This is a genomic window from Lysinibacillus sp. NPDC056185, from assembly GCF_047737915.1.
Lineage (GTDB): Bacteria > Bacillota > Bacilli > Bacillales_A > Planococcaceae > Lysinibacillus.
Genome location: NZ_JBLLLQ010000022.1, coordinates 77574 through 96851, shown reverse-complemented (window position 1 = coordinate 96851; position 19278 = coordinate 77574). Strand labels below are relative to the sequence as shown.

Genomic DNA, 19278 nt, shown 5'->3' with positions numbered 1-19278 from the left:
TCAAAGATGTTGTACACAGGACATGGCAACACCATCTGTGGAGAGCTTTGTAACGCTTCTCTTAAGTATATAAGAACCCCACTGCTTTTGCTGTGGGAGTAGTCAGAAGGAAAAGGTGCATTTTTAATAGCGGGCTACAATATGATGTCCGATAGTGAAAAAGAAAAATATAACGAAAAAGCACTCGCTAAATTTGTGGGCAAAGTGATGTACGGCTATTGTTTTTGTTTACTATTAGGGGGACTGAACGACCTATTCAAAACGGAATGGCTATTTATCATCGGGCTCGTTCTCTTTATAGGTCTTACAATTTTCGTAATTGTCAATGCCAACACACGTAATCGCTTTAAAAAATAAGTTTCTATATAAGGTGAGTCGAGCGGAATAGGTAGATACCCGTGGAAGCAGAGCGAATACTCGCGGAAGCAAGGTGAATACTCGCGGAAGCAAGGTGAATACTCGCGGAAGCAAGGTGAATACTCGCGGAAGCAAGGTGAATACTCGCGGAAGCAGAGTGAATACCCGCGGAAGCAAGGTGAATACTCGCGGAAGCAAGGCGAATACTCGCGGAAGCAGAGTGAATACCCGCGAAGCAAGGTGAATACTCGCGGAAGCAAGGTGAATACTCGCGGAAGCAGGGCGAATACTCGCGGAAGCAAGGTGAATACTCGCGGAAGCAGAGTGAATACTCGCGGAAGCAAGGTGAATACTCGCGGAAGCAAAGCGAATACCCGCGGAAGCAAGGCGAATACTCGCGGAAGCAGAGCGAATACCCGCGGAAGCAAGGTGAATACTCGCGGAAGCAAGGCGAATACTCGCGGAAGCAAGGTGAATACTCGCGGAAGCAAGGCGAATACCCGCGGAAGCAGGGCGAATACTCGCGGAAGAAAGATAATGCTCATTCGAACTAACAGTGCAAAGATTCATTGCAGTAATTTAAAGTATTAGAAATGCTCATAAATAATATTTAACCAAAAAGAGTATGCTCAAATCAGAGCATACTTTTTTGGGGCTAGGGAGGACGTTTGTCATGTTGTGATAATGACATTGAATTTGAAACATTTACCACATTACAATCGTACGATATAGTAATAACTATGCGGTTAATCGAATTCAACAACATTTGAAAAGAAGGTTTTATTATGTATAGCATTGGGAAATTTTCGAATCTGTGCAATGTTCCTATAAAAACTATTCGTTATTATAGTGATATTGGGTTACTTGAGCCATCCTTTATAGACCAAGTGACAGGTTATCGTTATTATGATTACGATAAAATAAACGAGCTGAAGACTATACAGGTACTTAAACATTGCCATTTTTCATTAAACGAAATTGAACAGATTATTAAAGGGAAAAATGATAAGCAAGATTTAGAGATGAGATTAAATGAAAAAATTCAGGAATTAGAGCATCAACAAGAAGTAATCGCTGAACAAATTCAAAATATTGTCCAAGTGAAAAATTCTATAAGGAACACTGAAACGTTTAATCCAAAGCCAATATTATCAAGTTGTTACATAGAAGAACGACCAAAAACACAGGTGCTTTCCATCCGTGAAAAGATACATATTATTGAAATGGATAAGCTAGTTCAAAAATTATTTGAGCGAATCTATGCGTATCAATTTGAGATAGATGGGGAGCTTGTTGCAATTCTCCACCAACAGGACAGGAACCAAAATATAGCAGATGTTGAACTTCTGTTACCAGTAAAAGCAACTCAACAAGGGGAGTATATTAAAGTAATACCAGAAGGCAAGTATGCTTGTATAAATGTAAAGGGACCGTATTCAGAGTTACATTTTGGCTATAGTCGCTTGCAGGAATGGCTGACTGAGCAATCCCTCCAAGCAGAAGGGACTTTTATGGAGCAGTACATAAAGGGGTTAATACCAACTGAAGTAGTTAATCCAATTAATATTAAACCAAATATTGAGCTACATCCAAATGATTTTTTGACAAAAGTATTTGTGAAACTAAGAAACTAGCTAAACTCTCCAGTAGATGGAGACTTTATTCTGTATTTAGCAAGGTAAGAAATGTCTTGCTACTAAAATATAGAACGGGGTATATCGATGAAAACAAATACAGGACAGTTTGCATTTCTTAAAGGTAGTTCATATGAGATTGGACAATCACAAGCGAGAGAATTTCAAAATAACCCTTTTGCAAAATCGCTATTCTTTACGGAAAAATTAACTTCGGACAAAGCTTACTTTCAAATGCAAGCACAAATAGAGCAGTATTGCCCAGGTTTAAATAAAGAATTAGAAGGCTTTGCAGAAGGCTTTGGCTATGAGCCTGAACAACTAAATTTTTATCAAAATGCGTGGTTAATTCCTGGGGGATGTAGTTTAGGGGCTATTTTACCTGGAAAGATGGTAGATGGTAAAACATATGTTTTAAGAAATTATGATTTATCACCTGATATTTCGGATATGCGCTTATGTACTACTCGTGTTGAAGGGAAATATACTCATACAGGATTTTCTGTTTCAACATTCGGTCGAAGTGAAGGCTTAAATGAGAAGGGGCTATGTGTTGCATATGCATCATGTGGTATGCCAATTGGCAAATATCCTGGTATGAGACCTCCAGTAGTACCTGGGTTACAGTTTATGGTTATTGTTAGAGCCTTATTAGAGAATTGTAAAAATGTCGAAGAAGCAATTTATATGGTTAACAATATGCCAGTAGGAACGAATATGAATTTACTTTTGGCTGATGCAAAAGGTGACGCGGCTTTGATTGGAACATATGACGGCATTAAAGAAGTAAAACGTGCAGAACTTGATTATCTTATTGCAACTAACCATGGCCTATTTTCCGCAATACAAGAAATGGAGCCAGGCAAGCTTGAGCATTCTCAATTAAGGTATGATATTTTAGAGGAGAAATTTAAGGAAAGTGGAAAAAGATCTATTGATGAAATCCAAGAACTTCTTTTAACAGAGTTTCCAAGTGGATTATCAGTTCATAATTATAAAGAAAGCTTTGGAACAGTGCATTCAATTTTGTTTAACCTTACTGATTTACAACTGGAATTTTCATTTGGCTCACCATTACAAAATCAGATCAACAAAATAGACGTTGGTGAGAATTTAGTGAAAACACAAACATCTGTTGAATTTTATAATAAAAGCTATGGAACTGAATTTTGGAAAATAATAAAATCTTAAACAACAAAAAGACCTTTCCTTTGTGAGAGGCCTTTTTGTCGTGTCCGATTGTTAAAAAGAGAAAGAAATAAAACTCGCCAAATTTAACGCTAGGAGTTGACAATTACTAAAGCGTATTAACTCGATAAACTTTACATATTATCAGTAGAAAAAATCACTATTAATTGAAATTTTACTTTTTGGATCAAATATATTATGAGGGCTGAACGAGCTATACAGTGGCTATTATTCGTAGTCAATTTCTTTATAGGGCATACTTGTTTATTAACTTAATTCGTTCGTTACTACTTGGATAAACTCATCTCGACATTGTGATTCAAAAATAGTAACACCTTTTTCTCTGGAAAGTTGTTGTAACTTTTGAATCTTTGCTTCATCTTGCTCTATAAAGGCTTTTTCTACATATTGTAAATCTTGCAAGATATGATGTATAAATGTGTCCCCTTCTCTTTTGATATCTATAGCAATAAAATCAAAAGATAATAATGTTTTAGTAGGGGTTATAATTTTATCAAACAGATAGTTTAAAGCTTTAAACGGGACATAAGGGATACCTTTTTTATACTCATACTTCTTAATAATAGGTAGAACCTCATCAATAAATCTTTGTATTTTTTCTATATCGTAAAGCTTTGTATCTTCTAAATCATGCTTCTCAATAATTTGTTGTAATGTATCATATTGATTTTGTTCTAAAAGTTGCTTCATATAAAGGAGCTCTTCTTTGAATTTGGATCGTACTTTTTTACTTAATTGTCGATGATCAATAACAGCGTATTCGATTAGCTCCCAGTCTATCTCTGGACCAAAATGTGGCCCTAAAAAATACTTAAGTTCTTCAAAATCGCTCACTTCAGTAACTCCCTTTAAATTAGTATTCTATTAATCGTGCAGTAAAAATTAAAATTCTTATTTTTCGCTCAAGTTGTTTATAGAGCTCATTGCAAAAATCTTTCTATTATATACTGGCATTTATTTATTTCTTTTTATTTCATTTGTTAAACACATACCATGTATATAAGAGTGGTGACTGGCGACTCCTTGGGGATAAGCGTCAAAGAAGAGATCCTGAAATGTAGGAGAACGAAGGGTAAAAACGTCCTGTGATAACGCCTTCGTGACTAACATCGTGTGTTTGTACTGCGCTTTCACACAAAAACAACTATTAGCCCGACGCTCCCAGGTAAGCGCCCAGTCGGAACGGAAATCAACTTCATGATAAGATGATATTCCTTTTCTTTTACTAAATTACCAATAATTATTTATTTTACATAAAAAATCATTATATAGAAACATATAATTTTATTTCATTTTTTAAAAAAATAAAATGAACCTTTTACAATCCCCGTTTGTATAGTCAGTGAACATATAAAAAGGGAGGGTTTATTTTGGAACTTATTGTGAAGGATATTGTGAAAAAATATAATGGTGTGAACGTTTTGGATGGTGTGTCGGCCACATTTAAATTGGGATATTGTTATTTATTATTAGGTCAGAATGGAGCGGGTAAATCTACTTTATCAAAATGTATAGCTGGAGATGTAAAACCTGATGGTGGTACCATTCTATTCAATGATTCGTCTAAAAATGTACAAGAGCAAGTTGCGTTACAATACCAATTTTTTTCGAGTTATCAGCATCTTAAAATTCGTGAAGTGTTGGCTCTTTTTACTACATTGACGAACAATAAAAATGATTTGGGAGAGCTATATGAAATATTAGGATTGCCAACTTATGACCACATCTTGTTGAAAAATGCATCAGGCGGTCAACGTAAAGCAGTATCCATCTTCCTTTCTTTTTTATTAAATAAACCAATTATCATATTAGATGAGCCGTTTGCTGATTTAGATTTAACAAAGAAAAAACAATTGATGATTTACTTACAAGATGAAATTATTCGTCAACGTAACAAAATGATTATTATTATTAGTCATGAGGTGGCAGGGTTAGAACCGTTATTTGATTATGTAGCGATCTTAAAAGACGGGAAGCTCATTGAAAATAGCACACAAGATGAACTCTATAGAAAATACACAGACGCGAAATTACCAGGAATCGAAGGTCTCTACTATGAAGTGACAGGTCAAGTTTTAGGAGGAAGAGCGGGATGATGAAACAAATTGCAAAAATGTATATGTTAGAAAGTATTCGCAATCCAGGAATGACTATTGGAAATTTACTACCATCCTTTATATTTATGATTACTTCAGTGATTTGTAAAAATATAGTGACTGGAGATGCGATAGATTTTATGATTAAAGGCCAGTTTTTACCAATTTCGATTTTAATGTTAATTTTCTCATTTGCATTTTCTAGCGCAACAATATATTTGGCAGATATGAAGGCCCATAAAACGTTCCAATGGGTACAGCGAACAGGCGTTAAGCCACATACTTACTATATTGGGATGGGAATCGGTGTTTTTACATTATTAAATATATTTTTAGTGTTACTACTCATTGGCTATTCCTTAATCATTGATATTTCACTTTCATCTTTTTTTATGATTATTTTGATTAGTAATTTTGTTTTACTGGCATTATATCCATTGAGCTTTATATTGGCAGGTCTATTTAAAAATGAAAAAGTAGCTCAAAGCATGTTAACGCCAATTATGATTTTATTCATGTTTTCAGTAACGATGACAACGGTGTTTTTAACACTTGCAGGGAAAAATCCACATGATTATTATATTTTTCTAAGCTGGAATCCAATGCTTTATTTAAATGATAGCTTGCAAGTGTACTTGAATTTAATTAACGAAACATGGCTTCCGCAATATCAATATTGTATAATTTTAGCAGTTATTAGCTTGGCGTTAGCGGTTATTGCCAAAAAAGTATTTAGAATGAGGTAGGTGATTCCTTTGCCAATTGGATTTATTTGGTCATTGGTTGTTAGTGGAATAATGATGATAATAATATTAACGCTTATGATTCCTATGGATAGAAAATATATTGTTCGTGAACATGGAAAAATAAATTATAAAAAAACAACGATTTATTTGCGTTGGAATGTATTTGATTCGCTAACACTTTTTTTATCGGTTTATACAATTTTCTGTGTGCAGGCGTTAAACATATTACTTTTTTGTGGAAGAACAATTGAAAATTCTTATGTGCAATTCTTTACAAATCAATCACAAGTTTGGATCATTATTATAGTAATTTATTTGGTACTACGTATTTCCGTGACATTAAAATCCATTAAGGCTCATTGGGGGGATGAGCTAGATGATAAGCAATGAGGAGTGGATGGAGGCCTATAAAAACGGCGAAGTCGAGGGCTTTGAACAGCTCTATAGTCGTTTGTATGAGCCATTGTACTGCTTTTTATTTCGTTATACTCGGGAAGATCAACTAAGCATTGATATTGTGCAAGATACCTTTGAGCGTTTACAATATATAAAAACAGATTTTGACCAGCAAAAGGGAACGGTTAAGGCGTTTTTATTTCAAATTGCTTATCGCTTAATGATTAATAAATTGAATCGGCGTAAAAAATGGCGCACGCTCTTCCCGTTTTTAGTACCGACGTCAAGCCATCGAATGTCTGCTGACGAGAAATTGACGATACAAGAGGCTATACTTCAATTACCCGAAAAGCAACGAGCAGTTATTTTACTTGTTTACTATCATGATTTGCCACAGGAGGAAATTGCACAAATTTTGTCCATTCCACTTGGTACCGTTAAATCGAGGCTACATAACGCGATAAGGTCTTTAAAGGAAGAGCTAAAGGAGGATTTCGATGCTTAAGGATGAATTTCAAAAGGAGCAATGGTTAAAAGACAGCTTAGATGACGATAAAGTGGAGATTCCCCAGCAGTTGATGAAATATAAGAAAAGTCGCTGGCAACGTTTTCTTCAGTATTTAGCCTCACCAACGAAGGATCCGTTAGAGTCAATATGTACATCTTCAGTTGGCTACACCTCTTTGAAAATAGTGCCCATTGTCGCGGCAGTATTTATTACAATTCTCCAAATTTTATTGCAATAAATTTTATGACTTACGTTAAATAAAACATTTGTAGCTGACGCTTTGCTTTCGCTACAGAAAATAATTGTAACTGCCGTTTCACTTTCAGTACAATTTGCTGAAAGAAGTTAAATTTCTCACTGCCACAATCACCCGGTTGTGGTATTTTTAATGAATAAAATACTATTCATTGCCTATTTTAAGGAAATATTTGGATTATTTGGAGGTAAATGCTTTGAGGGTTTTAAAAATGATTCCACATCCAAACACGATAAAAGGTCAGCTTCATCGAGCACTTGTTTGGATTACTTTTATTATTGGTCTATGTATTTTTATTCCAACGCTTTATATTGAATATCGGCAAACTATTCAACATCAAAATGAAGAGATGACATATTATTTGGATACCCAAACATATTTTTTTGAAAGCTGGTTATCAGAGCGATCCAGTGATATACATACATTAGCTAACTTAGATTTTATAAAGGCCTTTAATTATAAAAAATCACAAGCTTTTTTTCAAGATTTTAAAGAAAAAACAGATTTTACAGACTTAATATTCGTCAATAAAGAGGGCATCGTGCAATTTGATACAGTTACAGAAAATAATACATCTGGTGTTAGTGTGGATGTAAATGATCGTAAGTATTTTCAAATTGCTAAAAAAACGAAACAACCATACATAACAGATATTTTAATAAGTAAAGTTACAAAGCAGCCTATTATTGCATTTGCTTCACCGATTCTTAATGCACAGCAACAATTCAATGGTGTAGTTTTTGGCGCAGTAAATTTAGACACCATCGATCAACTGCTGCAAGAATCCAGAGTGGGCTTTTTAGGTCATGCTTATATTATAGATCAAGAAGGTACTATGCTCTCTGAATTTAACAATAAAAAACAACGATCTTCAGGAAATTATTTAGTTGATAAGCATATCCTAAACGCAGCCTTAAAAAATAAAACAAGCGGTCTCGAGCTTTATAAAGACGCGAATAATAAGTGGATTCTTGCTAAAAGTAAGCCTATAAATGGAGGGAAATGGTTTATCATATCAGAAATTGGTCTATTAGAGGCCTATAAACCATTAATCAATAGATTTTTATGGATAACCATTTGTTTAGTAGTAGGGTCATTTTTTATGATTAAAATGATGTTACATCTCTCGAAAAGAATTGAAGAACCTATCCAGCAGCTTCTTACAGGTGTTAGAAAGGTAGAACAAGGTTTTTATGAATATCAAATAGATGACCAACAGCTGACGCCATATGCGCAAGAATTTCAGGAGCTTTGTGCGTCCTTCAATGAAATGAGCGACAAGGTGAGAAAAGATACTATTTTGCTGAAAGAATTATCGATTACCTGTCAGTTGACGGAGCTGTATAATCGTCGTTATTTGATTGAACAGGGGGAGCTTGCTTTTCAGAAATGTTTAGAAGAACAAAACCATTGTTCGTGTATAGCGATTGACATTGATTTTTTCAAAAAGGTCAATGATACATATGGACATTTAATCGGTGATGAAGTACTAAAGCACGTCGCAAACACCATTACAAATTCTGTGCGAAGAATCGACATTGTTACAAGGTATGGGGGAGAGGAGTTTGTCATTTTATCCCCAAATACTACGCTAGAGAGTGCAGTGGAAATTGCGGAAAGAGTCCGGCAACATGTTGAAGATCAACCTTATATTGCGGATGATTTTGAAATCAATGTGACAGTGAGTATTGGCATCGCAGGATACGGTCATTCTGAAAATATTTCAACATTTTACGAGCTGCTTGACAAGGCGGATCAAGCACTTTATATTGCAAAGGAAAGCGGTCGAAACCAACTTAGAGTATATGACAATACAGGCATAGTTGATTTAGGACAAATGCTTTAAAAATTACATTTGGAAGTGGTTTTTATATGAAGGAAATAATACTTAGTAAATTAAAAGAAATTGAAAATGAGTATCAAGTGAAAATTTTATATGCAGTAGAATCGGGTAGTCGTGCTTGGGGATTTCCTTCTAAAGATAGTGATTATGATGTTCGTTTCATATATATTCATCAACCTCAGTGGTATCTTTCAATAGACCCTCAAGGGATTGGGGCAAAGAGGGATGTTATTGAAGTACCAATCAATGATTTGTTGGATATTAGTGGTTGGGAAATAACAAAAGCATTAAGGCTATTTCGCAAAAGTAATCCACCTCTTTTAGAATGGCTACGAAGCAATATTATTTATGACCAACAATTTTCATTTATTGACAATGTACGATCATTAGAAAAAGAAGTATTTTATCCAAATGCAAGCTTATATCACTATTTAAATATGGCAAAAAACAATTATCGTGAGTATTTGCAGGGCTCTGATGTAAAAATAAAAAAATATTTCTATGTCCTCAGACCAATTTTAGCATGTAAATGGATCGAGAAAAACAATACGGTTCCACCAATTGATTTTCAGGAATTGTTAAATGAAATCATTTCTGACGGCCCTTTAAAAACGGAAATTCAGCAACTTTTGCAGAGAAAGATGGCAGGTGATGAACTGAATATGGAGCCTCGAATTGAAAGTATTAATGAGTATTTAGATAAAGAAATAATGCATATTGAGACATACTGTAAAAATCTTCATGTTAAAGTCGATGATCCTACACAAAAATTAGATGCGTTATTTAGAAGTACATTGCAAGAAGTGTGGGGTTAATGGTGATAGAAAACTGAATAATATTTTATTGCAAGGTCATACTAAAAAAGGTTTCACTTATGAAATCTATATTGATGAGGAGGATGGCAAATGAGTAGGTTCGAACAATTAGACCCAAAATCTCAAAAAATCCACCGCAACTGGTCAAGGATTAAACGCTCAAAATCTCAAGTAAATGGTGAAACGGAGATTACCCTCCATAACCGTATCTTGAGAAGTGAAGCAAAAGCCCGTCAGTTTTAATCAGCTAGAAAAGTAAGTGTCATCAAGCCCAGAAATTATTCTGGGTTTTTTTATTTTTTTTGGAATTATAAAAATGACCAATTATTATTCTATCTTCAATTATTTGTAATTTATCCGATATAGTCTTTAACACAAATAAAGGGGGGAGACATTTTTATTATGAAGATAACGTCCTATACTAATACGGTAAATTTTCTTCAATCAACGAATGTTCAAACTAAGGGGGGAAATTCTCAAACAGTAAAAAAAGAACAGGATGCTGTAACAATAGGAGCGGAAGCACGTAATTTATTCGATAATCAAATTCAATTGCAAGATGTTCCTGATGAGATAGCTCAAAAAATCGCTTCAATCTTCAAGGATGGTGGGAAATTAAATTTTGTTGAAAGTGAGGAGCAACAAGCTATTCGTGCGGAACAGCAGGCGCGATTTGACGAAGAGATTGAACATAATGTTCTTGCTATAATTATTCCGCATATTCAAACAAATGAAAAGCTTGTCAATAGTTTAAAGGGAGCGAGCCAGCAAGTACTTGATGCTACATACTCAACAATTTCTCAAAACTTTTTAGTGCACGATGTTGGCAATATGACTGAAGAACAACGTCAAGCAATGATTTCACTTGGTTTTGAAAAAGCACAATATATTGCAGATAACTATTTAACAGGGCAACAGGCAAAAGATTATATGGATGCCATGACAACGATTGCAAAATTTGCTGTCAATGGCGTGAAAAACGACGATGGCAAAGTAGTTTATGCGATCGAAAAGGGCCCTTTAGAACATGCACCTGATGATTATATTCATATCGATGATCTTGTGAAAGAAGCCTTCCCTGAAAAATGGCAGAGCTTTAAAGATAAAATAGTAGCAGCTACTGAAAAACAGGATCAAGACGCGCTTCTTAAAGCATTCAAAGACTATAACCAACTAGTTAAATCCATTTATACAAATCAATCACATCTAGTACAAAAGAAAGTAGAAAATTACAATGACTGGCAAGGAACAATCAAAAATACAGTGATTTCAAATCATTTTAATCAGTTAGATAAAACGTCTCTCTCTAATTTTGTTGAAGATATAATGACAAAAAATTCTTGGCTATCAAATGAATTTTTAGCGAAGGATTTAAAAAATTTCCAAAGATATCTGACTAGAAATCATTAAAATAGTCTCCTTGGGGTTCTTAAAAAGGAGTAACTACTTCTCCTAATAAGACTTTACGCTAGACAATTGTAATTTCCGTTTATTAAATGAATCATCTAAGAAGAATTCTTAAGTATAAAAGGAGAGTGGATTAATGATAGAAAAAATCAAAATTAGAGTTGCTTATCAAGAAGATGCTGAAGCCTTGTTGGAAATCCAGAAAGAAGTTTTAGCAGAAGAAACTTACTTAATCACTACAATTGATGAATTTCAGCGAACGATTGATGACCAAAGAGAATGGATACAAGCGAAATTAGCAAATGAACGAGAAACAATTTTTATTGCACAATATCAAGAAGAAGTAGTTGGTTGGCTTGTATTTCAATCGCCACAAAGAAAACGATTAGCACATACAGGTACCTTTGGCATGATGGTGCTTAATAAATATCGTGGTCTAGGGATTGGCAAGCTCTTAATTGAAAAGTTACTAGAATGGGCAGAGCACAACCCTTATATTGAAAAAATTAGTCTTGGCGTATTTTCAACAAACGAAAGGGCTATTGCGCTCTATAAAAAGATGGGATTTGTTGAAGAAGGAAGAAAAATAAATGACATTAAATTACATGACAATGAATATATAGATGATGTTTTAATGTATAGGATGGTATTAAAAAATTGAAAGGGAACTATGCTGATATGAAAAAATATAATTTCACACAAGAATTGGCCAATCAAATTAATAATTATCAATCGATAGATGCTTTTTATACGAAAATCATGAAAACGGTGGAACCTGCAAATATTGGCTTCATGTACATAGAGCCTGGTGGTGTTGTTGGGATGCATGAAGCGCCTGTACCACAGTTATTTATTGTGATTCAGGGTGAAGGATGGGTTTGCGGTGAGAATCAAGAGAAAGTAATGATAAAGACTGGGGAAGGTGTTCTTTGGCAAACAGGAGAAGCACATGAATCCAGGAGTGATTCAGGCTTAACAGCACTTGTCATTCAATCCGAGCAAATCAATCTTGCATAGATTACATAAAAAATGTGTAACGGAGTAAGTTATAGCTCCGTTACACTAAGTTATATTTAAGCCTAGTTTAACTGTTTTTAATAAATGACCATCAAATAACTCATCAAACTCCTTCAATATCTTGAAGCCCTTCGCTTGATAAAAGTTCATGCCAATCGTATTTTCCTTTTCTACATAAACTAAAAGTGATGTTAAATCTGGAAGCGTTTTGATCCCTTCCTGTAATAGGGCTGTACCAATTCCTTTGCCCTGAGTTTCAGGAAGTAAATATATTGAGTAAAGTTCTGCTTCACCATCTACAACATTTGAAAAATTCGCAAAGCCTACTATTGATTCTTCAAGTAAAGCAACTAAAAATAGACTTTTTTCTAAGCGACTTAGTAACCGATCACTACAATAAGCAGCTTCTAAAAAACGATCTTGAATCTCATTTGGGATAATGCCTTTGTATGTTTGATGCCAACTCTTTTTGGCAATTTCTTGCACAAAAATGATGTCATTCTTTTGCATGTGCCGTATAATTGATATCAATACTTTTTACCCGCAATTCCAATTTTTTTATTTATTGTAATATCAAATCACGCGAAAGGGGATGACTTCATGCAAGTTGTTGAAAAGGCATTTGGCTATATTACGAGAGAGCATGAGGGTCAGTTACAAGTGCTAGTATTTGAGCAAAATACAGAAGGAGCAGGAATTCAAATTCCTAAAGGCACGGTAGAGGAAGGGGAAACTCCGCTAGAGGCAGTAACACGAGAGATGTTTGAAGAGACAGGTTTATCCTATTTAGAAGTGAAGGGGTTAATTGCCCAGGATTATTTTAATCATCATTCAGGGCTATTACAAAAACGCTATTTTTATCATTTAACGACAGATGAAAAACGAGATTCTTGGAAGCATTGCCCGACAGGCGTAAACGAAGCAGGCTTTGAATTTTCACTTTACTGGATAACAGATGAACAAGAAGTAACGTTGGCGAAGGGACATGGAGATTATTTATATAGAGTGTTAGCTCGTGTGAACAACTGATTGTTAAGCATAAACATATAGAAGGTACATTTAATGAACAAAACCGCGTTTCCGTAAATAGGAAACGCGGTTGTTTTGTTGTTTATATAGCCTTTGCGGCAATCACTTCTAATGCTTGTGCGAAATCGGCGATCAGATCGTCAACATGCTCAAGTCCTACTGAGAAACGTAAAAGTCCATCAGTAATACCGCGTTTTGCACGCTCCTCAGGCTCCATTGCTGCATGACTCATTTTAGCAGGGTAGGATAAAATCGATTCAACGCCACCAAGAGAGACAGCGAAAACTGGAATTTTCATCGCTTCTACTAGCGCTTTTGCAGCTTCATAGCTTGGTAGGCGGAAGGATAGTACTGCACCTGCACTAGTTGATTGACTATGATGAATCTCATAGCCAGGATGTGTTGCAAGTCCTGGGTAGTATACTTGCTCAACAAGAGAACTTGCGGCTAAAAACTCCGCAATCTTTTGTGCCGATTCAGTAGAACGACTAAATCGCACATCTGTCGTTTTAATATTTTGCAATAGAGTAAAGCAGTCCTGTACACCTAATATATTGCCAAATGAATTTTGGATAAAGTACAAATCCTGACCAAGCTTCGCGTCAGCTGTTACTGTCAATCCCGCGATAATATCAGAGTGCCCAGATAAAAACTTTGTAGCACTATGAATTACAACATCGACACCTAGCTCAAGTGGACGTTGGTGTAAAGGTGTCATAAACGTATTGTCTAAAAATGTTAAGCAATTATACTGCTTGGCAAGTGCTACTACTCCGCGAATATCAGTGATACCAAGTGTTGGATTTGACGGTGTTTCCATATAGAGTAGCTTTGTAGCTGGTGTAATGGCAGCTTCTACCGCCGCTAAATCTGTGAAATCAACGAAAGTATGGGAAATACCGAAGCGAGGTAAAACCTTGGAGACGAAGCGGTATGTTCCACCATAAACATCCTCCGTAATGACAATATGATCTCCCTGAGATAATAGCATTAATGCTGCAGATACAGCAGCAATCCCAGAAGAAAATGCATGGGCACGTACTCCGCCTTCTAGCTCAGATACTGCTTTTTCTAATGCATCCCGCGTAGGGTTGCCAGAACGTGCATAATCATATTCGCTGAATTCATCGATGCTCTCCTGATGGAAAGTAGATGATAAATACATAGGTACATTGACTGCACCTTTTTTATTTTCATAGCCGTCACGGACACCTGCGTGAATGAGGCTTGTTTCAATATGCTGCTTCATTTTTAACCTCTTTTCTAAGGATATCAAATACTTGTTTTAAATCCGCAATTAAATCTTCAGCCTCTTCAACGCCAACAGAGAAGCGCAGTAATCGGTCACATACTCCACGTTCAATACGCTCCTCATAAGGCATATCTGCATGTGTTTGAGTAGCAGGATACGTAATAAAGCTTTCAACACCACCAAGGCTTTCAGCAAAAGTTATTAGCTTCAAGTTTCGAAGGAATGGGTCAATCCACTCCGCCCTTTCCAAGCGGAATGAAAGCATGCCACCTTTTCCTGTGTATAGCACGTCTGTTACAAGCTCTTCTTCCTCTAAATATGCGGCAATTGCTTTGGCGTTCGCATCGTGCTGCTTTAATCGAAGATGCATTGTTTTTAATCCGCGAATAAGTAACCAGGAATCCATTGCACCTAAAACCATACCGCTACCATTATGAATAAAGCCAATGCGTTCGGCTAATTCAGCACCCTTTGCGACAACTAAACCAGCTAACACATCATTATGTCCGCCAATATATTTAGTAGCCGAATGAATGACAATGTCTGCACCTAATTCGATTGGACGTTGGAAATAGGGTGTATAAAACGTATTGTCGACAATTAACCATGCTCCATGCTTATGAGCTAATTCAGCATATACTTGCAAATCAAATTCCTGCATAAGCGGATTTGTTGGAGTTTCAATAAATAGAGCACGTGTATGATCATTGATTAATGCTTCTACCTGTTCAACTGATTCAAATTTTGAGTAGACAGGCTTAATATTATATGTGTCTTCAAAGAAATTAAAAAGTCGATATGTACCACCATATAAATCATCAGGCACCACTAATTCATCACCAGGCTTAAACAATGATAGAACTAGTTGAATAGCAGCCATCCCAGAGCTACAGGCAAAGCCCGCATCTCCGCCCTCTAAATCTGCAATTCCTTCTTCTAATAGAGCGCGAGTTGGATTTTTTGTACGTGCATAATCAAACCCAGTGGATTCACCGATACCTGTATGTTTGTAAGCTGTCGATAAATGGATCGGTGGGCTGACAGCGCCTGTTCTAGGATCACTTAAATTCCCAAGTTGTACAAGTTTTGTTTCAATACTTCTGCTGTTTGTCATGTCGTCACTCTTTTCTTCATCATAATCACGGGGAGTCAAAATATCTAAAAGACTAGTACTTCTTTTCCCTATATTCTCAATAATTGTTACCAATTTAACATGGATACTAAAGAAGGACAAGATAATTTCAGAAAATTAGCGAGATTATTTATATTAAATCATCTAGGAATAGTAGGAGATAAAGGAGGGAAGAAAAGCTGGAACAGGAATGCTAAAAGATGTTTCTGTATGGCTTATACAGGAAGATAATCATGTAACCGTTATCGGAAGACAGCAAAAGAACATGCAAAATTTGATAAATGAAGCTGAAAATGATTCGAAATTGTGACCTTTATTAATTGACTATACTAATTACAGATTTTTCGAACGGAAAAGCCCAATCCTTCAAGTGTGGGATGAGAGTGAGGTCGGATACGGAGTGCTACTAAAAACTGAAAGGTTTAATTATGAAAAAGCTGAATCTGAAGAAGACTATTCTAAAGTTGCTGTAAGGGTACTGAATCAACTTAAAACATCTGATATATATTGAATTTCTTCTCGATTAAGATCATCTTTATTTTGGAAGTTCCTAAGATTTTTTACTTAAAATTTAACAGAACCTAAAAAGAATCTGTCTATTACCTCGGATAAGTAGTGGTAATTAGACAGATTCTTTTTAAGCTTGCTCTTTTTTTAATAAATCTCGAATTTCTTTTAGAAGCTCTTCTTTAGCATCCAATTCTGGTGTTGGTTCTTCCACAACAGCCTCTTCTTTTTTACGAGTTAGCTTTGTCATAAGTCTTAATGCCATAAATATTGCAAATGCAATTATTAAAAAGTCAAGGATTGACTGTAAAAATTCGCCTAATTTAACTTTCGCATCTCCTGAGCCAAACACAAAGCTCTCTGTTAAATCAATACCACCAGTTAAGACACCGACTAATGGCATTATGATATTTGCAACTAAGGAAGTAACAATTTTACCGAAAGCACCACCAATTACTACTGCTACTGCTAGATCGACAATATTGCCTTTCATAGCAAACTCTTTAAAGTCTTTCCACAAAATAAATTCCTCCTATTATTATCCATATAAAATAGTCGAATTATATTTTACTATATTTTTACCTTCCTTTTCAACTATTAAAGTAGTGGTAATTATATACTGAAAAATCTGCTATAGATTCGAAAATTTTGGTAATATAGAAATAGAATAAAAGATTAGGTGTGACATATGGCGAAAAAAAAGAAGAAAAAACCGATGCTATCGCCTTCCGCTCAATTGGGCATGATAGCTTTATTAATACCAATAGCGATAACTGTTTGTGTTTTCGCTTTTTTTGCATGGAAGGAGCTACAAACGTTACCTATATTTGAAAAATTAGCAAAGCAAAAAGAACTAGAAGAAATCCAACAAAATTTCGATATGAACATTCCTGAGCAATATATTCCCATCTATGTAGCAGCGGAAGAGAAATACGGCGTACCTTGGACTTTACTTGCCGCACATCATCGAATTGAAACACGATTTTCCTCAATGAAATCGCTCGTTTCACCAGCTGGGGCAGAAGGCCCTATGCAATTTATGCCTTGTACTTTTGTCGGCTGGCAACATCCTTCCTGCTCAGGGTTAGGAAAAGGGGATATATCGAAGGCTCAATTAATGAATCCAGAAACCATCAAAAAATATGGAGGATATGGTGTAGATGCAAATGGAGATGGTATAGCAGATCCTTATGATATTGAGGACGCTATATTTAGTGCCGCGAACTATTTATCGAAAAATGGTGCAGCAGATGGTCATATAAAGCAAGCTGTTTTTAAGTACAATCACAGTGATGAATATGTGAAAAAGGTGTTACATTATTTCAATTTGTATAATGACTATCATGATGAGTTAAAGGAAGCAATCGTTTATAAAGAAAAGTAAAATACCATAAAAAATATTGCAATTTGGCAAAGCGTGGGGTTGATTTCCGTTTCGACAGGGCGCTTTGTCGTTGCTGTCGCTACGCTTTCGCACAGAGCAAAGCTCCCTGGGGGCGTCCGATGAGCCGCTTCACTCCCAGGTCTCATCTGTGACGCTGATCCCTAAGGAGTCGCCCTGCCTTCACTCCAATCAACCACATCTCCTGGTATGTAATTTAAATTATTTGTAGTTATAAAAAGGAAATTCGATAATGGATATTTTACATGCGAAAGGGACTCGACAAACTCATGTAAAGCGTTGCCACATCAAAATATTTCCTTAATTATTTTATTTTCAAAAATATATGTAAAGAGCCATCAAAAATGATGGCTCTTTATTACATATTTAGGTTGCTTTACGCATACCCTTTAAAATAATGCTTACGATGAAGATCAGCACGACAGCACCGATTAATGCGGGGAATACGTAAAAATTACTAACTCGCCAACCCCAGTTGCCAAGAACCATACTACCGATCCACGAACCGACAACCCCTGCAACAATATTCCCAATGATGCCGCCGGGTACATTTTTACCTAAAATGACGCCAGCTAACCAACCTAATACTCCGCCGATGATTAAATACCAAATGAAGCTAATCATTTTTTTCATCTCCTTAAACTAAGATATAATGGCGATTATTTAGTTATGCCCTGAATGGAGTATATTACGCGTCTTGCTTCTTAGTAATTATTACAAATTCTCAATAAGGTTTTTATCTTCATTCAGCTTATGCTAACGCTTCGATTTTGCATAGACAAAAGTCATTTTCTGACGCTTCATTTTTGCGCAAAAAATATCTGTAAGTATTTTTTTCTGTAACAAAGAAACTACAATGACGCCAAGGCAAATTGATTAATTAACAAACTGTTGCGCCTAATGTTTGTTCAAAATGACGTAATGCCCATTCATGACCTGCAACATCAAAACTTGCAACACCATCTGCATAAACAACAGTTGAAATGCCCAAATTATAAGCATCAACTGCTGTATGTAAAATACAAATATCAGTACAAACTCCAACTAAATGAATTTCTTTAATTCCTCGCTCATTCAATAAAATCGATAAATTGGTTCCGGCAAATGCGCTATAGCGAGTTTTATCGAGCCACAAAACTTTATCCTTGTAATGGTTATAAATTTCGCCAACTTGCCCAAATAAATGACGTCCTTTAGTGCCACGAATATTATGTGGAGGAAATAGCTTTGTTTCAGGATGGAACGGATCATCTTCCTCATGTAGATCATTCGCAAAAACGACAAATTCGTTTTCAATAATAAATTTTTGAATTAAGGATGAAATTTTTTTATCTAACACTTGACCGGGCTCTCCACAAGTTAGTTTTCCATCAGAAGCGACAAAATCATACGTGTAATCAATGACTAATAAAGCCTTTTTCAACCTTTTCACTCTCCCTATAGGTATAATTTCACTTTTATCATGCCATATTTGGGCCTGTTTGTCAGAAAAATGATTCGATTTTAATATTACGAATAGTTTGAAAATTGATTTTTCTGAGAGTATAATGTGAAAAAAAGGAGAGTGGTCTATATGAATATGACAGCTATGAAGCGTTTAAATCGCCAAGGATTACTGATTGCAGGCTTACATCTGCTAGTATTGTTAAATTTAGCAGCGGATTTCATATTC

22 protein-coding genes and 1 pseudogene are annotated in these 19278 nt (G+C 35.5%); 16 read left to right on the top strand and 7 right to left on the bottom strand.

What is annotated here, in order from left to right:
• Nucleotides 1–120 precede the first annotated feature (120 nt).
• From ACMZ42_RS19245 to ACMZ42_RS19235, 3 genes and pseudogenes are all read left to right on the top strand, one after another.
• Nucleotides 121–357: pseudogene (locus ACMZ42_RS19245) on the top strand (DUF3784 domain-containing protein); the annotation flags it as partial.
• A gap of 785 nt (nucleotides 358–1142) precedes the next feature.
• Nucleotides 1143–1991: a MerR family transcriptional regulator gene (locus ACMZ42_RS19240; RefSeq protein WP_415732420.1), complete on the top strand. Its 849-nt coding sequence runs from the start codon at nucleotides 1143–1145 to the stop codon at nucleotides 1989–1991.
• An 87-nt stretch (nucleotides 1992–2078) separates the two neighbouring features.
• A complete protein-coding gene (locus ACMZ42_RS19235) occupies nucleotides 2079–3182 on the top strand; it encodes a C45 family autoproteolytic acyltransferase/hydolase (RefSeq protein ID WP_415732419.1) in 1104 nt (367 codons plus the stop codon).
• Between the two features lie 264 nt (nucleotides 3183–3446).
• On the opposite strand, the gene ACMZ42_RS19230 is transcribed toward ACMZ42_RS19235, so the two are convergent.
• The gene (locus ACMZ42_RS19230; RefSeq protein WP_415732418.1) at nucleotides 3447–4034 is read right to left on the bottom strand and encodes a hypothetical protein; all 588 of its coding nucleotides are present in this window, start codon (nucleotides 4032–4034) and stop codon (nucleotides 3447–3449) included.
• 536 nt (nucleotides 4035–4570) lie between these two features.
• Between ACMZ42_RS19230 and ACMZ42_RS19225 the strand changes: the two genes are divergently transcribed.
• The 11 genes from ACMZ42_RS19225 to ACMZ42_RS19175 all read left to right on the top strand — a co-directional run bounded on the left by ACMZ42_RS19225 (nucleotide 4571) and on the right by ACMZ42_RS19175 (nucleotide 12284).
• Entirely contained in the window at nucleotides 4571–5296 is a 726-nt protein-coding gene (locus ACMZ42_RS19225) for an ATP-binding cassette domain-containing protein (RefSeq protein ID WP_415732417.1), read from the top strand.
• Entirely contained in the window at nucleotides 5293–6042 is a 750-nt protein-coding gene (locus ACMZ42_RS19220; RefSeq protein WP_415732416.1) for an ABC transporter permease, read from the top strand. The genes ACMZ42_RS19225 and ACMZ42_RS19220 overlap by 4 nt, the downstream gene beginning before the upstream one ends.
• Nucleotides 6043–6432, top strand: a complete 390-nt coding sequence (locus ACMZ42_RS19215) for a group-specific protein (RefSeq protein WP_415732415.1) — start codon at nucleotides 6043–6045, stop codon at nucleotides 6430–6432. It abuts the gene before it with no gap.
• Nucleotides 6433–6439: 7 nt separating this feature from the next.
• Nucleotides 6440–6943, top strand: coding sequence for an RNA polymerase sigma factor (locus ACMZ42_RS19210; protein ID WP_415732422.1), 504 nt, complete (start codon nucleotides 6440–6442; stop codon nucleotides 6941–6943).
• The gene (locus tag ACMZ42_RS19205; RefSeq protein WP_370080471.1) at nucleotides 6936–7184 is read left to right on the top strand and encodes a hypothetical protein; all 249 of its coding nucleotides are present in this window, start codon (nucleotides 6936–6938) and stop codon (nucleotides 7182–7184) included. The genes ACMZ42_RS19210 and ACMZ42_RS19205 overlap by 8 nt, the downstream gene beginning before the upstream one ends.
• A 214-nt stretch (nucleotides 7185–7398) precedes the next feature.
• Nucleotides 7399–9048 (top strand): diguanylate cyclase, encoded by a 1650-nt coding sequence (locus ACMZ42_RS19200; RefSeq protein WP_415732414.1) that lies wholly within the window; start codon nucleotides 7399–7401, stop codon nucleotides 9046–9048.
• 26 nt (nucleotides 9049–9074) lie between these two features.
• Nucleotides 9075–9860, top strand: coding sequence for a nucleotidyltransferase domain-containing protein (locus tag ACMZ42_RS19195; protein WP_415732413.1), 786 nt, complete (start codon nucleotides 9075–9077; stop codon nucleotides 9858–9860).
• Nucleotides 9861–9950: 90 nt separating this feature from the next.
• Nucleotides 9951–10103 (top strand): YpzG family protein, encoded by a 153-nt coding sequence (locus ACMZ42_RS19190; protein WP_082172689.1) that lies wholly within the window; start codon nucleotides 9951–9953, stop codon nucleotides 10101–10103.
• Nucleotides 10104–10262: 159 nt separating this feature from the next.
• Nucleotides 10263–11270, top strand: coding sequence for a hypothetical protein (locus tag ACMZ42_RS19185; RefSeq protein WP_415732412.1), 1008 nt, complete (start codon nucleotides 10263–10265; stop codon nucleotides 11268–11270).
• 133 nt (nucleotides 11271–11403) lie between these two features.
• Nucleotides 11404–11928, top strand: a complete 525-nt coding sequence (locus ACMZ42_RS19180; protein WP_415732411.1) for a GNAT family N-acetyltransferase — start codon at nucleotides 11404–11406, stop codon at nucleotides 11926–11928.
• On the top strand, nucleotides 11925–12284 hold the full coding sequence (locus tag ACMZ42_RS19175; RefSeq protein ID WP_415732410.1) for a cupin domain-containing protein: 360 nt from the start codon (nucleotides 11925–11927) through the stop codon (nucleotides 12282–12284). The genes ACMZ42_RS19180 and ACMZ42_RS19175 overlap by 4 nt, the downstream gene beginning before the upstream one ends.
• A 45-nt stretch (nucleotides 12285–12329) precedes the next feature.
• On the opposite strand, the gene ACMZ42_RS19170 is transcribed toward ACMZ42_RS19175, so the two are convergent.
• Nucleotides 12330–12815: a GNAT family N-acetyltransferase gene (locus ACMZ42_RS19170; protein WP_415732409.1), complete on the bottom strand. Its 486-nt coding sequence runs from the start codon at nucleotides 12813–12815 to the stop codon at nucleotides 12330–12332.
• Nucleotides 12816–12884: 69 nt separating this feature from the next.
• Here ACMZ42_RS19170 and ACMZ42_RS19165 point away from each other — a divergent pair, with 69 nt between their 5' ends.
• Nucleotides 12885–13313, top strand: coding sequence for an NUDIX hydrolase (locus ACMZ42_RS19165; protein WP_370080455.1), 429 nt, complete (start codon nucleotides 12885–12887; stop codon nucleotides 13311–13313).
• Nucleotides 13314–13395: 82 nt separating this feature from the next.
• On the opposite strand, the gene ACMZ42_RS19160 is transcribed toward ACMZ42_RS19165, so the two are convergent.
• The 3 genes from ACMZ42_RS19160 to mscL all read right to left on the bottom strand — a co-directional run bounded on the left by ACMZ42_RS19160 (nucleotide 13396) and on the right by mscL (nucleotide 16724).
• Nucleotides 13396–14562 (bottom strand): aminotransferase class I/II-fold pyridoxal phosphate-dependent enzyme, encoded by a 1167-nt coding sequence (locus tag ACMZ42_RS19160; RefSeq protein WP_415732408.1) that lies wholly within the window; start codon nucleotides 14560–14562, stop codon nucleotides 13396–13398.
• Nucleotides 14546–15679 (bottom strand): methionine biosynthesis PLP-dependent protein, encoded by a 1134-nt coding sequence (locus ACMZ42_RS19155; RefSeq protein WP_370080451.1) that lies wholly within the window; start codon nucleotides 15677–15679, stop codon nucleotides 14546–14548. The genes ACMZ42_RS19160 and ACMZ42_RS19155 overlap by 17 nt, the downstream gene beginning before the upstream one ends.
• Nucleotides 15680–16334: 655 nt before the next feature.
• Complete coding sequence (gene mscL / locus ACMZ42_RS19150; RefSeq protein WP_415732407.1) at nucleotides 16335–16724, bottom strand: large conductance mechanosensitive channel protein MscL; 390 nt, start codon at nucleotides 16722–16724, stop codon at nucleotides 16335–16337.
• A 168-nt stretch (nucleotides 16725–16892) separates the two neighbouring features.
• Between mscL and ACMZ42_RS19145 the strand changes: the two genes are divergently transcribed.
• Complete coding sequence (locus tag ACMZ42_RS19145) at nucleotides 16893–17588, top strand: lytic transglycosylase domain-containing protein (RefSeq protein ID WP_415732406.1); 696 nt, start codon at nucleotides 16893–16895, stop codon at nucleotides 17586–17588.
• Between the two features lie 384 nt (nucleotides 17589–17972).
• On the opposite strand, the gene ACMZ42_RS19140 is transcribed toward ACMZ42_RS19145, so the two are convergent.
• Together ACMZ42_RS19140 and ACMZ42_RS19135 are read right to left on the bottom strand one after the other, a co-directional pair.
• Nucleotides 17973–18230 carry a GlsB/YeaQ/YmgE family stress response membrane protein gene (locus ACMZ42_RS19140; RefSeq protein WP_370080445.1) on the bottom strand — a complete coding sequence of 86 codons (258 nt, stop codon included), beginning with the start codon at nucleotides 18228–18230 and terminating at the stop codon, nucleotides 17973–17975.
• Between the two features lie 256 nt (nucleotides 18231–18486).
• Nucleotides 18487–19029 (bottom strand): cysteine hydrolase family protein, encoded by a 543-nt coding sequence (locus ACMZ42_RS19135; RefSeq protein WP_415732405.1) that lies wholly within the window; start codon nucleotides 19027–19029, stop codon nucleotides 18487–18489.
• Nucleotides 19030–19278: the final 249 nt, after the last annotated feature.

What these genes read in the sequence shown, in the direction of transcription:
- ACMZ42_RS19185 (WP_415732412.1), top strand. Translation starts at nt 10,263, where the DNA reads ATGAAGATAACGTCCTATACTAATACGGTAAATTTTCTTCAATCAACG.
- ACMZ42_RS19190 (WP_082172689.1), top strand. Translation starts at nt 9,951, where the DNA reads ATGAGTAGGTTCGAACAATTAGACCCAAAATCTCAAAAAATCCACCGC.
- ACMZ42_RS19205 (WP_370080471.1), top strand. Translation starts at nt 6,936, where the DNA reads ATGCTTAAGGATGAATTTCAAAAGGAGCAATGGTTAAAAGACAGCTTA.
- ACMZ42_RS19240 (WP_415732420.1), top strand. Translation starts at nt 1,143, where the DNA reads ATGTATAGCATTGGGAAATTTTCGAATCTGTGCAATGTTCCTATAAAA.
- ACMZ42_RS19220 (WP_415732416.1), top strand. Translation starts at nt 5,293, where the DNA reads ATGATGAAACAAATTGCAAAAATGTATATGTTAGAAAGTATTCGCAAT.
- ACMZ42_RS19140 (WP_370080445.1), bottom strand. Translation starts at nt 18,230, where the DNA reads ATGATTAGCTTCATTTGGTATTTAATCATCGGCGGAGTATTAGGTTGG.
- ACMZ42_RS19235 (WP_415732419.1), top strand. Translation starts at nt 2,079, where the DNA reads ATGAAAACAAATACAGGACAGTTTGCATTTCTTAAAGGTAGTTCATAT.
- ACMZ42_RS19160 (WP_415732408.1), bottom strand. Translation starts at nt 14,562, where the DNA reads ATGAAGCAGCATATTGAAACAAGCCTCATTCACGCAGGTGTCCGTGAC.
- ACMZ42_RS19180 (WP_415732411.1), top strand. Translation starts at nt 11,404, where the DNA reads ATGATAGAAAAAATCAAAATTAGAGTTGCTTATCAAGAAGATGCTGAA.
- ACMZ42_RS19210 (WP_415732422.1), top strand. Translation starts at nt 6,440, where the DNA reads ATGGAGGCCTATAAAAACGGCGAAGTCGAGGGCTTTGAACAGCTCTAT.
- ACMZ42_RS19165 (WP_370080455.1), top strand. Translation starts at nt 12,885, where the DNA reads ATGCAAGTTGTTGAAAAGGCATTTGGCTATATTACGAGAGAGCATGAG.
- ACMZ42_RS19155 (WP_370080451.1), bottom strand. Translation starts at nt 15,679, where the DNA reads ATGACAAACAGCAGAAGTATTGAAACAAAACTTGTACAACTTGGGAAT.
- ACMZ42_RS19145 (WP_415732406.1), top strand. Translation starts at nt 16,893, where the DNA reads ATGGCGAAAAAAAAGAAGAAAAAACCGATGCTATCGCCTTCCGCTCAA.
- ACMZ42_RS19195 (WP_415732413.1), top strand. Translation starts at nt 9,075, where the DNA reads ATGAAGGAAATAATACTTAGTAAATTAAAAGAAATTGAAAATGAGTAT.